This is a genomic window from Kosakonia sp. YIM B13571, from assembly GCF_042788095.1.
Taxonomy (GTDB): domain Bacteria; phylum Pseudomonadota; class Gammaproteobacteria; order Enterobacterales; family Enterobacteriaceae; genus Kosakonia; species Kosakonia quasisacchari.
This window is the reverse complement of record NZ_JBHZPL010000001.1, coordinates 942,366-955,978: the sequence shown is the minus strand read 5'-3', so window position 1 is coordinate 955,978 and position 13,613 is coordinate 942,366. Positions and strand designations below refer to the sequence as shown.

Genomic DNA, 13,613 nt, shown 5'->3' with positions numbered 1-13,613 from the left:
CGTCTCCTCAGGAGAGCGCCCGCAGTTGCGGATCCATCTCGGCACGTTCACGCGCGTGCGCCGTTTTACGAAACCACATATAGCCGCCCAGCATCATCAGCGCGAAGATCAGTGCCAGCAGCGTGTTGTACCAGACCATCGCCACCAGGCAGAGCACCGCCATGCCCAGTGCAAACGCGGGCGCGTACGGGAAAAGCGGCGCTTTAAACGGGCGCTCAAGTTCCGGTTCGCTGCTGCGCAGCTTAAACAGCGCGACCATTGAGGTGATATACATAACGATAGCCCCGAAAACGGACATCGTCACAATACAGGCAGTGAGCGGCATGCCGCTGATGGTGACCAGCGAGTCGGAGAAAATCGCCGCAATGCCGACCACGCCACCGGCGAGGATCGCCAGATGTGGAGTGCGGGTTTTGCGGTTGAGGTTCGCCAGGCTTGCAGGGAGGTAACCCGCGCGCGCCAGTGAATAGATCTGACGTGAGTAACCCATAATGATGCCGTGGAACGACGCCACCAGGCCAAACAAACCAAGCCACACCAACATATGCAGCCAGCCGCTGCTGTTACCGACCACCACTTTCATCGCCTGCGGCAGCGGGTCGTTAATGTTCGACAGCGTGCGCCAGTCGCCCACGCCACCGGCAAAAATCATCACGCCAACCGCCAGCACGGTGAGGGTCAAAATGCCGCCGCCAAGTGCGCGAGGAATGGTGCGTTTCGGATCTTTCGCTTCTTCCGCCGCCATGGACGCGCCTTCAATGGCGAGAAAGAACCAGATGGCGAAGGGGATCGCGGCGAACATTCCCGGCAGCGCCAGGCTACTGAAGCTCTCTGCGCCTGCCCAGCCGTTGGCGGTAAAGTTGCCCCACGAGAAGCCCGGTGCCACCACGCCCATAAACACCAGCAGTTCGAAAATCGCCAGCAGGGTGACAATCAGCTCAAACGTGGCGGCAATGCCGACACCGAGAATGTTCAGTGCCATAAAGATGAGGTACGCGCCGCAGGCCACCCATTTCGCATCCAGCGACGGGTACTGCACGTTCAGATACGCGCCAATCGCCATCGCAATAGCCGGAGGCGCGAAAACGAATTCTATTAAGGTGGCAAAACCGGCAATAAACCCCCCCGTCGGCCCAAAAGCCCGGTACGCGTAAGCGAAAGGGCCACCGGCATGAGGAATGGCGGTGGTCAGCTCGGTAAAACTAAAGATAAAGGCGCAATACATTGCGGCAATTAACAGTGCGACAATCAAAAAGCCGAGCGTACCGGCCTGTGACCAGCCATAGCTCCAGCCAAAATACTCCCCTGAAATCACCAGCCCGACGGCAATGCCCCAAAGACGGAAGCTGCCCAGTGTTCTTTTTAATGTTGTTTGTGTGCTCATGCTTTTACTGCCTCGCCATTGAATACAGTTAGCAGTGAATGTGCAAAGGCGGTGCCAAAAGATATATTCTTTTATTAATTAATTATTTACATGGTTATGACTTTGAGAAAATGTCTGGCTTGCACCGTGGCAGATCGGATTCTGGTGCAGGCTGCCCTGCAATGGTGAAAGTGGCGAATGTGCTGATTAAGGTGAAATTAATTGCCAACAGGTTAATAAAAAAAGGCACTAGCCCGGTTTCTGGAAATGTTATAGGGAACAACTGGAAATTTAAATCCGACTATTCTTAACCCTTTTTTGTCATATCAGGCTTTAATTAAAGTGACTGTGTTTTTATTTAATTTGCGCATTTCACAATAACTTAACATATTGATTTTACAGCGTCATTTATTTTATTTTTTGTGAGGCGCAACACATATCATTATCGTAATAGCCTGATGTTAAATCTAATCCGGAATAATGGGTTGACCTGAATTGTCTGGCACTTTAGTTTGACGCAATAATCTTCAGCCAAACCCAGGATGATATTTAACTAAGGAGGATGTAATGGCCTGGCGCCCCATTTTATATGTCATTTTTACCGACAACCCTCGTTTAAATAGCCGACGAGCACAGTTGCGGCTGGTGCATGGCTGACAGGATGCGTAAAAAAGCCGTCACGCGTAACGCGACGGCTTTACTGTTTTGTGCAGGTTTACGTTATGCCGTTTCTGTTTCCGGCTGCGGCAGATGCGCAGCAATATAGCGCTCGTAGCGGCTTGCTTTCAGGTGCGTTAAATCCACCAGCACCAGGCCATCCACGCAGTTGTTGAAATCCGGGTCGCAGCCGAAATCAATAAATTGCACGCCGCCTGGCTCACACACTTCGGAATATTGTTTATATAGCGGTGGAATGCCGCAACCCAGGTTCCCCAGTAGCGATTTTAGCCGCGTAAGATCTTCGGTGTAGTCGTCGCCGGTAAACTGCGCCAGCACTTCCGGCATGCTGGCAGGCCACGGGCGGCGCGATGACGCCAGCGGCCAGGTGGCCGGGAACCACAGGCGGTAGAACGCCACCAGCAGATCGCGCGCCGCAGGCGGCATGCCACCGGAAATAGAGACCGGGCCAAACAGGTAGCGATACTGGGGGTATCGCGCCAGATAAGCGCCAATACCTGACCACAGATAATCCAGCCCGCGACGACCCCAATAGCGCGGCTGAATAAAGCTGCGCCCCAGTTCAATGCCGTGGCGCAGCACATCCGCCATGCGATCGTCGTAATGGAACAGGCTGTGGCTATATAGCCCTTCTACGCCGCGCATCTCTATTTGCTGGGCTGTCGGCATAAAACGGTAAGCGCCGACAATTTCCAGATCTGCGTCATCCCACAAGATCAGATGCAGGTAATCGTCGTCATATTTATCCGTATCACGACGTTTACCGCTGCCTTCTCCCACCGCACGGAAGGCGATTTCACGCAGCCGCCCAAGCTCACGCAGCAGCGGCGCATCTTCCTGCCCTTTACGTTGCCACAGATAGATGACCTTGCCATCAGCGGTGCGACCGAGGCACTCGGCGTTGTTAAGCTCCCGGCGCAGCGTAATGCGCTCTTCCGGACGTGCGATGGCACACTCGGTTTTGAAGGGGCCGGGCAATCCCTTGCCAAGACGCAGGACATGCTTGCGACACTTATTGGCCAGCTCGCGCGGCGCGAGTTGCGGCGTGTGCCAGCTGTCCCAGGGAATACGTTCACCGATTTTGATCGGCAGCGCGCTGTCGCGCCGGCGAAACATCTGCTGCATTAGCAGTAAAAAGGGCAGGGTTTCAGACACCATGGCGCTGGCGTAGAACAGAGCGCTGTTGCGCGCCTCAATCCACATTGGCAGCAGCGGGGTGCGGAATTTGCTGGCCAGTTTAATAAACCCGGCATGCCAGCTTTTGTCGCGAATGCCTTTGCGCGTCATGCGCGAAACTTCCCCGGCCGGGAAGAAGATCAACACGCCGCCGCCTTGCAGGTGGTTTTCCATCTGCTGCAATGAAGATTTACGTGTACGACCACCCATATTATCTACCGGAATAAACAGCGAACTGAGCGGTTCGAGATGCGATAGCATGCGGTTGGTGACCACTTTTACATCGCGGCGGACGCGGGAAACAGCGTACATCAGCGCCATCCCGTCGAGCGTGCCTGTCGGGTGGTTGGAAATGATGACCAGTGGGCCATGTTCAGGGATTTGTTCAAGGCAGTGAGCGGGAATAGTGCAGCGGATCTGTAAGTGTTCGAGTACTTGTTCCACCATATCCAGCCCTTTCAGGTGTGGGTGCTGTGCGGCGAACTGCTGAAACTCTTGCTCATAGAGCAGGCGTCTGAGCAGATTTTTTTGCCAGGGTGCTGGCCTGGCCTGTGGCCAGAGATCCTCTAATACATTGTCGAGACTAAACATGGTGGTTTCTCCTCCCGTCTTGCCGATGACAGTAAAGGGCGAAGATGACGCTTACATTTCATTACAATGAATAAATGACACTTTAAAGACGGGAGGATAATCAGGAGCAAAGGCAAAAAAAGCGGGCCAGGCCCGCTTCGTTCAGAGGATGCCGCGTTCGGCGAGATCGAGGGCGAAATAACTGAAAATTAAATCCGCGCCTGCGCGTTTAATCGCGCCAAGGCTTTCCAGCACCACTTTGTCTTCATCAATCGCGCCTGCCTGAGCGGCAAACTTGATCATCGCGTATTCGCCGCTCACCTGATAAGCACCCAGCGGCAGCTCGGTGCGCTCACGGATATCACGCAGGATATCAAGATAAGCGCCGGCCGGTTTCACCATCAGGCAGTCTGCGCCTTCGGCCTGATCGATAAGCGACTCGCGAATCGCTTCACGGCGGTTCATCGGGTGCATCTGGTAGGTTTTACGATCGCCTTTCAGCGCCGTGCCCGCTGCTTCGCGGAACGGGCCGTAGAAGGACGAGGCGAACTTAGTCGAATAGGACATGATCGCGGTATCGGTAAAGCCCGCCGCATCCAGCGCACGGCGAATCGCCTGCACCTGGCCGTCCATCGCTGCCGATGGCGCAATGAAGTCTGCGCCTGCCGCGGCGGCAATCACCGCTTGTTTACCGAGGTTTACCAGCGTGGCGTCGTTATCCACGCCGTGATCGCACAGCACACCGCAGTGGCCGTGCGAGGTGTATTCACAAAAACAGGTGTCGGACATTACCACCATTTCCGGCACTGTCTCTTTGCAGATGCGTGACATCCGCGCCACCAGGCCGTTTTCCTGCCAGGTATCGCTGCCGGTGTCATCGGTGTGGTGCGAAATACCAAAGGTCATCACTGAGCGGATCCCGGCGTTGGCGATGCGTTCGATTTCGCGCGCCAGATACTTTTCCGGAATGCGCATCACGCCAGGCATGGCGGTGATGGCTTTGTAATCGTCGAGCTCTTCTTCAACAAAGATCGGCAACACCAGGTCGTTTTTGCTCAGTGTTGTCTCTTCAAACATGGCGCGCAGCGCAGGCGATTTGCGCAGGCGGCGAGGGCGAGTAATTAAATCGGTCATGATATGCCTGATGTTTGTGGAACAGATGGCGGCATTGTAGCCGAAAAGGCGGCGAGCTGTTTTACCAAAATCGCTGTTAAAAGGGGAAGGCAGACGGCAACCCGCCTGCCTTTGTCCGCATCAGGAAGCCGGAACCACCAGCGGTTTATTGTTGCTCAGTTCGCTGACCAGGTCGTTCGCGCCGTCGCTCATGCTGGTAAAGCGCGTCAGCGGTGAACGGGTCATTACCACAAATACGCCAACGTTATGCTGCGGCACCATTGCCATATAGGTGATAAAACCGCCGCCGCCGCCGGTTTTCTGGATGATCCCCGGGTGGCCATCTTTCGGTGCCATATAGACCCAGCCGAGGCCGAGCGCGTCGGCTTTGCCGGGCACGTCCATGCCAATCACTTTGGTGAGCTGATTTCGCGGGTAGATCAGCGTTTGCATACGATCGGCCTGGCTGTTGCGGGTGTAGAAATCGGAAGAGAGGAACTGCTGCATCCAGCGCATCATATCGCCTGGCGTGGAGTAAACGCCGCCGCTGCCAATTGCCGCAAGTGTGTTATCGCACGGGCTGGCCCCTTTTTCCGCCACCATCAGTCGCTTGCACTGATCCGGCGACGGGGTGAAGGTGGTGTCTTTCATCCCCAACGGGCGGGTTATTTGCTCTTCAAACAACTGCGGATAGGGTTTCCCGGCCGCCTGAGAAAGCGCATCGGCCAGCAGGTCAAATGCCAGGTTGGAGTAAGACGCCTGCGCGCCCGGCGCGGTTTTTAGCTTCGCAGTGGAAAGCCAGCTCCAGCGCTGCTCGCGCGTTGGCCAGACAAATACCGAACGGTGCGCCGCGCCGCCAGGCTGCTCACGCGGCAGCGCGCTGGTGTGTGTCGCGAGGTTAACCAACCTGATCGGCGTACCCTCGTAGGTCGGCACGCGTGTTCCCGGTGGCGCATATTTGCTTAATGGATCGTCGAGATGCACCCGGCCCTGATCGAGCAGTTTCACCAGCATTTCGCTGGTCATCAGCTTGGAGAGCGACGCAATACGGATAACGGAATCCAGTTGCGGGCGCACATTATTGCCCGGACGGGTTTCACCAAAGCTTCTGAACACGCGCTGGTTACCGTCGATAACGACCATCGCCATCCCGGTCGCACCGCTACCGTAATAGATGTGATTGGCGTAACGATCGACAATGTCAGAGGCAAATACCGGATCGGGAGATTGTTGCGCCGCACGGGCGCTGGTCATACTCAGCGTGCAGAGCAACGCGGAGAAAAGCAGACAACGTTTCAACGAAGGGGATCCATATAAGAATGGGAACGATAGAGGGTATTTATACTACCTGGCGTTTCGATGCAAAGCACCAATAAGCGTATTATTTCGCCCTAATACGTAACGATGGGTAAATATGAAATTTTTTCCCTATGACTTTGGTGCAAGGCGCCTGTGATAACCTCTTCCTTTCCCGCACTCAGGAGTCAGGCAATGGCAAGTCAACGGGTAGTGATGGTGGTGGATATGCAAAACGGGGTGTTTGCAACGGAGCGTATTCAGCGTGAGCAATGTGTGGCGCGCATTAACCAACTGATAGCGGCTGCGGATACGGTGATTTTTATTCAACACGCCGAAGCCGGTGGGCTGGAAGAGGGCAGTGACGGGTTTGCTATTCTGCCGGAATTGACGCAACCGGCGAACGCGTTGTATGTCACCAAAACCGCCTGCGATGCGTTTTATCACACCACTCTCGAAAGCGTGCTGCACGATCATGACATTCGCGCCTTTGTGATGTGCGGGTGCGCCACGGATTACTGTGTGGATACCACGCTGAAAAACGGGGCCAGCCGTGGTTACGCCATTACGGTCGCGCAAGATGCGCACACCACGGCGAATCGCCCGGCGGCGCAGGCCTCGGTTTTGATCGACCACTATAACGAGGTGTGGCGTACGTTAACGGTGCCGGGCAACCCGGTGTTAGTGAAACCCGTCGAAACAATTCTTCACGAATGGCAAACGAACTAAGCCGTTAACCTTAGGTCAGATTTAACCAGACGGCGCCGCACTTCGCGGCGCTTTTTTGTCGCTGCCCTTTTAGGGGCTTACAAACAGTGATGCACAGCATGTGTCGTAAATAATAAGAAGTGAGCAGGAGAGCATTATGTTTAAGTCCTTCTTTCCGAAACCGGCGTTGTTCTTTTTGTCGGTATTCATCTGGACCGCCATTACCGTTGTTTTCTGGCAGGCCGGCGGTGAAGCGTGGTTGATGCGCCTTACTGGCGCGTCTGCGGATGTGCCGATTAGCGCGGCGCGTTTCTGGAGCCCCGGCTACTTGCTGTTTTATGCCTACTATCTGCTTTGTGTCGGCGTTTTTGCGCTGTTCTGGTTTATCCTCTCGCCGCATCGCTGGCAGCGCTGGTCGATTCTCGGCACCGCATTAATTATCTTTGTCACCTGGTTTTTGGTCGAAGTGAATGTCGCCATTAACGCCTGGTATCAGCCCTTTTACGATCTTATCCAGACCGCGCTCAGTGCGCCGAACAAAGTCAGCATTAGCCAGTTGTACAGCGAGATTGGCGTGTTTTTGTGGATCGCCCTGATTGCCGTAACGGTGGCGGTACTCAACAACTTTTTCGTCAGCCATTATGTGTTCCGCTGGCGCACGGCGATGAACGAATATTATATGGCGCACTGGGAACATCTGCGGCATATCGAAGGTGCAGCCCAGCGTGTGCAGGAAGACACCATGCGTTTCGCCTCGACGCTCGAAGATATGGGCACCAGTTTTATTAACGCCATCATGACGCTGATTGCCTTTTTGCCCGTGCTGGTGGCGCTATCGCCGCATGTGCAGGAGATACCGGTAGTGGGGCATATCGCTTATGGGCTGGTGATTGCTGCCGTGAGCTGGGCATTGCTTGGCACCGTGCTGCTGGCGTTTGTGGGCATCAAGCTGCCTGGGCTGGAGTTTAAAAACCAGCGCGTGGAAGCGGCCTACCGTAAAGAGCTGGTGTATGGCGAAGATGATGCCGGTCGCGCCAGGCCGCATACCATCGCGGAGCTCTTCGCTGCGGTGCGGCGTAACTATTTCCGGCTCTATTTCCACTATATGTATTTCAATATCGCCCGTATCCTGTACATGCAGGTTGATGTGGTGGTTGGCCTGATTGTGCTGTTCCCGACGATTGCCGCCGGGGCTATCACTTTCGGTCTGATGCGCCAGATAACTAACGTGTTTGAGCAGGTGCGCAGTTCGTTCCAGTATTTGATCTCTTCCTGGACGACGCTGGTGGAGCTGATGTCTATCTATAAACGTTTACGCAGTTTTGAGCGTGAACTGGATGGGCAAGAGATCCAGCCTGTGCCCCATACTTTTGGTTAACACAAGGAACGTTATGGTTTACGTCCCCCGTTTTGGCTGGTTGCTGGCAGCGTTAGTGCTCGCCGGGTGTAGTACGCAGGGCACGCTTTCGCAAAAAGAAGCCGAAGCTGAAAAAGAAAAAACGCTGGAGCAACAGCAGAACAAGCCGATGGATGTCGCAAGCGTAGTGCGGCGAACGATTCCCGCCAGCGTGAAAGATCGCGAAGGCTGGGCGCAGGATCTGGCGACGACCTTTAGCAGCCAGAAGCTGTCGCCGACGCTGGAGAATATCTGTTCGGTGTTAGCTGTGGCGCAGCAGGAGTCCAATTACCAGTCTGATCCGGTGGTGCCGGGGCTGAATAAAATCGCCTGGAAAGAGATCGATAAGCGCGCCGAGCGGATGCACATTCCAACGATGCTGGTGCATACCGCGCTGAAAATCCCGTCGCCGAACGGTAAAAGCTACAGCGAACGGTTGGACAAAGTGCGCACGGAAAAAGAGCTTAGCGCTATTTTTGATGACTTCATTGGTATGGTGCCGATGGGGCAGAAGCTGTTTGGTTCGCTTAACCCGGTGCGCACCGGTGGGCCGATGCAGATTAGCGTCGCCTTTGCCGAGCAACATACCGACGGTTATCCGTGGAAAATGGAAGGCACCGTGCGTCAGGAGGTTTTCAGCCGCCGCGGTGGGTTATGGTTTGGCACGTATCATCTGCTCAACTACCCAGCCAGCTACACGGCACCGCTTTACCGTTTCGCCGATTTTAACGCCGGATTGTATGCCAGCCGCAACGCGGCATTTCAGAACGCCATCAGCAAAGCGACCGGCGTGAAACTGGCGCTCGATGGCGACCTGATTTTGTACGGCAGCAGCGATGCGGGCACTACGGAATTAGCCGTACGTAAACTGGGCGCTTCACTTGGCATGAGCGATCGTGATATCCGTCGACAGCTGGAGCGCGGAGACAGCGACAGACTGGAAGAGACCAAACTTTATCGTGAAGTTTATCGGCTGGCAGAGAAGAAAAGTGGCAAAACATTGCCACGAGAAGTCCTGCCGGGGATCAAACTGGAAAGCCCGAAGATCACGCGCAACCTGACAACAGCATGGTTTGCGAAGCGCGTCGACGATCGTCGGGCCGCCTGCATGGCGCAGAACTAGCGCGAATGGTGGTGTCGCCAGCGTAAGATAAGGAAGATGACGCCAAGCAGGGCGCTTCCCGCGAGGAAAGGCACAAGACCGAAAATTGTGCCTACGCCCATTCCCATTTCTACGTGCGGGCGGGTGGTATTCTGCACTTGCATCAGATGCTCGAACACGCCCGGTGCATGCACCAGCAGGTTCAGCAGCTGCGCACCCGCCCAGAAGCAGAGTAGTACGAATATGGCATAAGCAATATTACCCGGTCTGGAGGTGTCACGTTGTTTTGCGCCCTTAAAGGGTTTTGACATAGTAAAGTCAGCCATTAGACCTCCGGTACTCTTTACTTTTAACGCTCGATTTAGTTGGCGCGTGGCCTGAACTGACGGTAATTTTGGCAGTTGTACCGCTTTGTCAACATCAGAATGGTGATAATTTCGCCCCGGGAATGATTCCAGTTAGATGATTTTTGTTGGTGCTCACATTTCTGTAACGTTTTAATTACTTTGGTAACATTTCAGAATTTCCGCATACGCCACAGACGGTAAGCGGCAGTTGTGCGATGATGCCGTTTTGACTGCCGGAGTTGTCATGAAGCTGCCTGTAAAAATCCGCCGTGACTGGCACTATTATGCGTTTGCGATTGGGTTGATATTTATTCTGAATGGGGTGGTCGGGCTGTTGGGGTTTGAAGCCAAAGGCTGGCAAACCTATGCGGTGGGGCTGATTACCTGGGTGATTGGTTTCTGGCTGGCTGGTTTGATTATCCGCCGCCGTCCGGAAAATGAGGAGACGGCGGATAAACCGCAGTGATTAGCTGTTAACGGTAATTTTCAGCGCGCTATTAGCCTGATGGCGCGCAACGGCCAGCTCAATCAAGCGCGTGATTAAATCGCTATAACCGATACCGCTCGCCTGCCACAGTTTCGGATACATGCTGATATTGGTAAACCCTGGCAGCGTGTTGATCTCGTTGATGATCACCTCGTTTTCTGGTGTCAGAAAAACATCCACGCGCGCCATTCCTTCACAGCCCAACGTCTGATAAGCCTGCACGGCAATGCCGCGAATTTTATCGTTGATTGCCGGATCAATGTCGGCCGGCACGACGACCTGCGCCCCGTTTTCATCGATGTATTTGGTGTCGTAGGCGTAAAACTCGCTGTTAAGTACGATTTCACCACAGGTGCTGGCCTGCGGTGAGTCATTGCCCAGCACGGCGCATTCGATCTCGCGACCTTTGATGCCCGTTTCAACAATCACTTTTTTATCGAATTCGAACGCCAGGTTTACCGCATCGTGATACTGCGCTTCATTCGTCACTTTGCTGACGCCAACGGAGGAACCCTGGTTGGCGGGTTTAACAAACAGCGGCAAACCGAGTTGGGTTTGCACATCGCTAAAGCTAAGCTGCGCGCGATTGGCGCGGGTTAGCGTGATAAACGGGGCGATGGAAAGCCCGGCATCGCGCAACAGGCGCTTGGTGACGTCTTTATCCATGCAGGCTGCAGAAGCGAGTACGTCGGAGCCGACAAACGGCAAATTCGCCAGACGCAGCATGCCCTGCAATGAACCATCTTCGCCCAGCGTGCCGTGAACTATTGGGAAGATCACATCGACATTCGGCAACGGCGCGCTGTTTTCCGCCTGGATCAGTTGTTGCTGTTGGATCCCCGGCACCAGCGCCACGCTATTCGCCGAGGGGTTTAAGGCGATACGCGCCGGATCGCTGGCGTTTAGCAGGTAATTATTCGCATCGCTGACATGCCACTGCCCCTGTTTGTCGATCCCCAGCAGCACCACGTCAAAGCGTGATTTATCCATGGCGTCGACGATATTTTTCGCCGACTGTAACGACACTTCATGTTCCGCTGATTTGCCGCCGAAGACGACCCCTACCCGCAGTTTTGCCATTTCTCCGTTCACTCACACTGAATTCACAAAGCACATACCATAGCACGTCAAAACGCACGATTCGCGGCCTTCTGCCATAATGTTTTCTGGAAACCAGAAGGGGGTGACGTGAGCGGGAAAGGCCTGATCGTTTTGTGTATTCTTCTGGCGGTGATTTTGGTTGGCTACCGCGCATTGCCGTCTTACTACAACCCGTTTGCGCCATTACAGCTTAGCGATCCTCCCGGGCGCATTACGCAGTTCAAACTGCGCCGTTTGCCACCGCAAGCATGTTCGGAATTATTGTCGCAGGCGAATCAGCAGCGGTTAATCTCCTCTGCTCCGGTTGCCGATAGCACCGGAGATTGTCCGTTAACCAATGTTGTGCGGGTGCGCGATTTCGGGGCGGTTAAACTGAGCAGCAGTTTTCTGGCAAGTTGCCCGCTGGCGCTCAGTTCCGCGCTGTTTGTTGAACAACAGGCGCGACCGCTGACCGAGCGCTTTATGGGCAGTCAGCTTACGCGTATCGATCATCTTGGCAGCTATGCGTGTCGCAATATCTACAACCGCGCTGATGCCAGGCGTAGCGAGCACGCCAGCGCAGAAGCGCTGGATCTCAGCGGTTTTCGACTGGCGAATGGTCAGTCCGTGACGGTGCTGAAGGGCTGGCGGCAGGCGCGGACACAGCCGTGGTTGCGGGCAATGCTGAGCGCCAGTTGCGGCTATTACGGTAACGGCCTTGGGCCGGAGTACAACGCCGCCCACGCCAACCATTTTCATCTTGGCATGCGCGGGTTTGGCCTTTGCCGCTAAGTATAAACCGCCTAAAAAACAGGGGTTTTCTGCCGGGTCTTCGGCGTTGGGCGGATACTGACAGATAAAACACCAAAGTTGCCGTAACCGCATCTCTGGTGACTCATCGCTGGCGCATTCTTGTTAACCTGTGCGCTGTTTGTCAAAATCTCAATAATTACGCGTACTTATGGAATCCTGGAAGGTCAATCTTATCTCGGTCTGGTTCGGTTGTTTTTTCACCGGTCTCGCCATCAGCCAAATTCTGCCGTTCTTGCCGTTATATGTTGCGCAACTGGGCGTGACTTCTCATGAAGCGCTGTCGATGTGGTCAGGCTTAACCTTCAGTATCACCTTTCTGGTTTCGGCGATTGTTTCGCCCATGTGGGGCAGCCTGGCGGACCGGAAAGGGCGCAAACTGATGTTGTTGCGCGCCTCGCTGGGGATGGCGATCGCTATTCTGCTGCAGGCGTTTGCCACCAATGTGTGGCAATTGCTGATTCTGCGCGGGGTGATGGGGCTGACGTCTGGCTATATTCCCAATGCGATGGCGCTGGTGGCCTCGCAGGTGCCGCGTGAACGGAGCGGTTGGGCGCTAAGTACACTCTCCACGGCGCAGATAAGCGGTGTGATTGGCGGGCCGCTGATGGGCGGTTTTCTCGCTGATCATGTAGGGCTGCGCATGGTGTTCCTCATTACGGCGATATTGCTGATCGTGAGTTTCCTGGTCACGCTGTTTTTAATTAAAGAGGGCGTCAGGCCGACGGTGAAAAAGGGCGATCGCCTGAGCGGCAAAGCGGTGTTCTCTACCTTGCCGTACCCGGCGCTGGTCATCAGTTTGTTTATCACCACCATGGTCATTCAACTCTGCAATGGCTCTATCGGCCCGATCCTGGCGCTGTTCATTCAATCGCTGTCGCCGGATACCACCAACATTGCTTTTCTCAGCGGACTTATCGCCGCTGTGCCCGGTGTATCGGCGCTGATTTCCGCACCGCGCCTCGGTAAATTGGGGGATCGCATTGGTACCTCGCGCATTTTAATGGCGACGATGGCAGTGGCCGTGGTGCTGTTTTTCGCCATGTCGTTTGTCACGTCGCCGCTCCAGCTTGGGATCTTGCGCTTTATGTTGGGCTTCGCAGATGGCGCCATGTTGCCCGCCGTGCAGACGTTGTTGCTGAAATACTCCAGCGATCAGGTCACCGGGCGTATTTTCGGTTACAACCAATCGTTTATGTATCTGGGAAATGTTGCCGGTCCGCTGATGGGGGCCACCGTATCCGCGATGGCGGGTTTCCGTTGGGTATTTGCTGCGACGGCCGTGGTGGTATTTATTAATCTTTGGCAATTACTGCTGGCATTTCGTCGGGTCAAACGTTAACACGGTGGGGTCGGGATTATATACGCCTGTTCCGGCCTTACTATAATATTCCCTTATGCAAACACACTGACCGCTTTTGGTTTATTTATCGCTAAGTCATTAAAATGATTTGTCTTAGGTACGGGAGAAACGTTTCGTTAACCCT

General features: G+C 54.7%; 12 protein-coding genes. 6 read left to right on the top strand and 6 right to left on the bottom strand.

Annotated features, from left to right (window positions below; all coding sequences use genetic code 11):
- Nucleotides 1-7: 7 nt before the first annotated feature.
- The 4 genes from eat to ampH form a co-directional block, all read right to left on the bottom strand.
- Nucleotides 8-1,384, bottom strand: coding sequence for an ethanolamine permease (gene eat / locus ACFX4O_RS04615; RefSeq protein WP_380207551.1), 1,377 nt, complete (start codon nucleotides 1,382-1,384; stop codon nucleotides 8-10).
- A 699-nt stretch (nucleotides 1,385-2,083) separates the two neighbouring features.
- Nucleotides 2,084-3,808 (bottom strand): lysophospholipid acyltransferase family protein, encoded by a 1,725-nt coding sequence (locus ACFX4O_RS04610; protein ID WP_131409984.1) that lies wholly within the window; start codon nucleotides 3,806-3,808, stop codon nucleotides 2,084-2,086.
- Nucleotides 3,809-3,949: 141 nt separating this feature from the next.
- Complete coding sequence (hemB, locus tag ACFX4O_RS04605) at nucleotides 3,950-4,921, bottom strand: porphobilinogen synthase (protein ID WP_131409986.1); 972 nt, start codon at nucleotides 4,919-4,921, stop codon at nucleotides 3,950-3,952.
- Between the two features lie 120 nt (nucleotides 4,922-5,041).
- Nucleotides 5,042-6,199, bottom strand: a complete 1,158-nt coding sequence (gene ampH / locus ACFX4O_RS04600) for a D-alanyl-D-alanine-carboxypeptidase/endopeptidase AmpH (protein ID WP_380207550.1) — start codon at nucleotides 6,197-6,199, stop codon at nucleotides 5,042-5,044.
- Between the two features lie 192 nt (nucleotides 6,200-6,391).
- Here ampH and ACFX4O_RS04595 point away from each other — a divergent pair, with 192 nt between their 5' ends.
- From ACFX4O_RS04595 to ACFX4O_RS04585, 3 genes are all read left to right on the top strand, one after another.
- Nucleotides 6,392-6,925: an isochorismatase family protein gene (locus ACFX4O_RS04595; protein ID WP_380207549.1), complete on the top strand. Its 534-nt coding sequence runs from the start codon at nucleotides 6,392-6,394 to the stop codon at nucleotides 6,923-6,925.
- 136 nt (nucleotides 6,926-7,061) lie between these two features.
- On the top strand, nucleotides 7,062-8,282 hold the full coding sequence (gene sbmA / locus ACFX4O_RS04590; protein WP_380207548.1) for a peptide antibiotic transporter SbmA: 1,221 nt from the start codon (nucleotides 7,062-7,064) through the stop codon (nucleotides 8,280-8,282).
- Nucleotides 8,283-8,295: 13 nt separating this feature from the next.
- Nucleotides 8,296-9,423 (top strand): DUF1615 domain-containing protein, encoded by a 1,128-nt coding sequence (locus ACFX4O_RS04585; protein ID WP_380207547.1) that lies wholly within the window; start codon nucleotides 8,296-8,298, stop codon nucleotides 9,421-9,423.
- Here the strand turns inward: ACFX4O_RS04585 and ACFX4O_RS04580 are convergent.
- Nucleotides 9,420-9,728, bottom strand: a complete 309-nt coding sequence (locus ACFX4O_RS04580; RefSeq protein ID WP_131409996.1) for a DUF2755 family protein — start codon at nucleotides 9,726-9,728, stop codon at nucleotides 9,420-9,422. The genes ACFX4O_RS04585 and ACFX4O_RS04580 overlap by 4 nt on opposite strands.
- A 265-nt stretch (nucleotides 9,729-9,993) precedes the next feature.
- On the opposite strand from ACFX4O_RS04580, the gene ACFX4O_RS04575 reads away from it, so the two are divergent.
- Nucleotides 9,994-10,215 carry a DUF2754 domain-containing protein gene (locus ACFX4O_RS04575; protein ID WP_380207546.1) on the top strand — a complete coding sequence of 74 codons (222 nt, stop codon included), beginning with the start codon at nucleotides 9,994-9,996 and terminating at the stop codon, nucleotides 10,213-10,215.
- On the opposite strand, the gene ddlA is transcribed toward ACFX4O_RS04575, so the two are convergent.
- On the bottom strand, nucleotides 10,216-11,316 hold the full coding sequence (ddlA, locus tag ACFX4O_RS04570; protein ID WP_380207545.1) for a D-alanine--D-alanine ligase: 1,101 nt from the start codon (nucleotides 11,314-11,316) through the stop codon (nucleotides 10,216-10,218).
- 108 nt (nucleotides 11,317-11,424) lie between these two features.
- On the opposite strand from ddlA, the gene ACFX4O_RS04565 reads away from it, so the two are divergent.
- Both ACFX4O_RS04565 and ACFX4O_RS04560 read left to right on the top strand, forming a co-directional pair.
- Entirely contained in the window at nucleotides 11,425-12,108 is a 684-nt protein-coding gene (locus ACFX4O_RS04565; RefSeq protein ID WP_380207544.1) for an extensin family protein, read from the top strand.
- Nucleotides 12,109-12,277: 169 nt separating this feature from the next.
- A complete protein-coding gene (locus tag ACFX4O_RS04560; RefSeq protein ID WP_380207543.1) occupies nucleotides 12,278-13,468 on the top strand; it encodes a multidrug efflux MFS transporter in 1,191 nt (396 codons plus the stop codon).
- Nucleotides 13,469-13,613 lie beyond the last annotated feature (145 nt).

Bases quoted from the DNA above. Each gene is read 5' to 3' on its own strand.
- ACFX4O_RS04610 (WP_131409984.1), bottom strand. From the start codon at position 3,808: ATGTTTAGTCTCGACAATGTATTAGAGGATCTCTGGCCACAGGCCAGG.
- hemB (WP_131409986.1), bottom strand. From the start codon at position 4,921: ATGACCGATTTAATTACTCGCCCTCGCCGCCTGCGCAAATCGCCTGCG.
- ddlA (WP_380207545.1), bottom strand. From the start codon at position 11,316: ATGGCAAAACTGCGGGTAGGGGTCGTCTTCGGCGGCAAATCAGCGGAA.
- ACFX4O_RS04595 (WP_380207549.1), top strand. From the start codon at position 6,392: ATGGCAAGTCAACGGGTAGTGATGGTGGTGGATATGCAAAACGGGGTG.
- ACFX4O_RS04580 (WP_131409996.1), bottom strand. From the start codon at position 9,728: ATGGCTGACTTTACTATGTCAAAACCCTTTAAGGGCGCAAAACAACGT.
- ACFX4O_RS04560 (WP_380207543.1), top strand. From the start codon at position 12,278: ATGGAATCCTGGAAGGTCAATCTTATCTCGGTCTGGTTCGGTTGTTTT.
- ACFX4O_RS04585 (WP_380207547.1), top strand. From the start codon at position 8,296: ATGGTTTACGTCCCCCGTTTTGGCTGGTTGCTGGCAGCGTTAGTGCTC.
- sbmA (WP_380207548.1), top strand. From the start codon at position 7,062: ATGTTTAAGTCCTTCTTTCCGAAACCGGCGTTGTTCTTTTTGTCGGTA.
- ACFX4O_RS04575 (WP_380207546.1), top strand. From the start codon at position 9,994: ATGAAGCTGCCTGTAAAAATCCGCCGTGACTGGCACTATTATGCGTTT.
- eat (WP_380207551.1), bottom strand. From the start codon at position 1,384: ATGAGCACACAAACAACATTAAAAAGAACACTGGGCAGCTTCCGTCTT.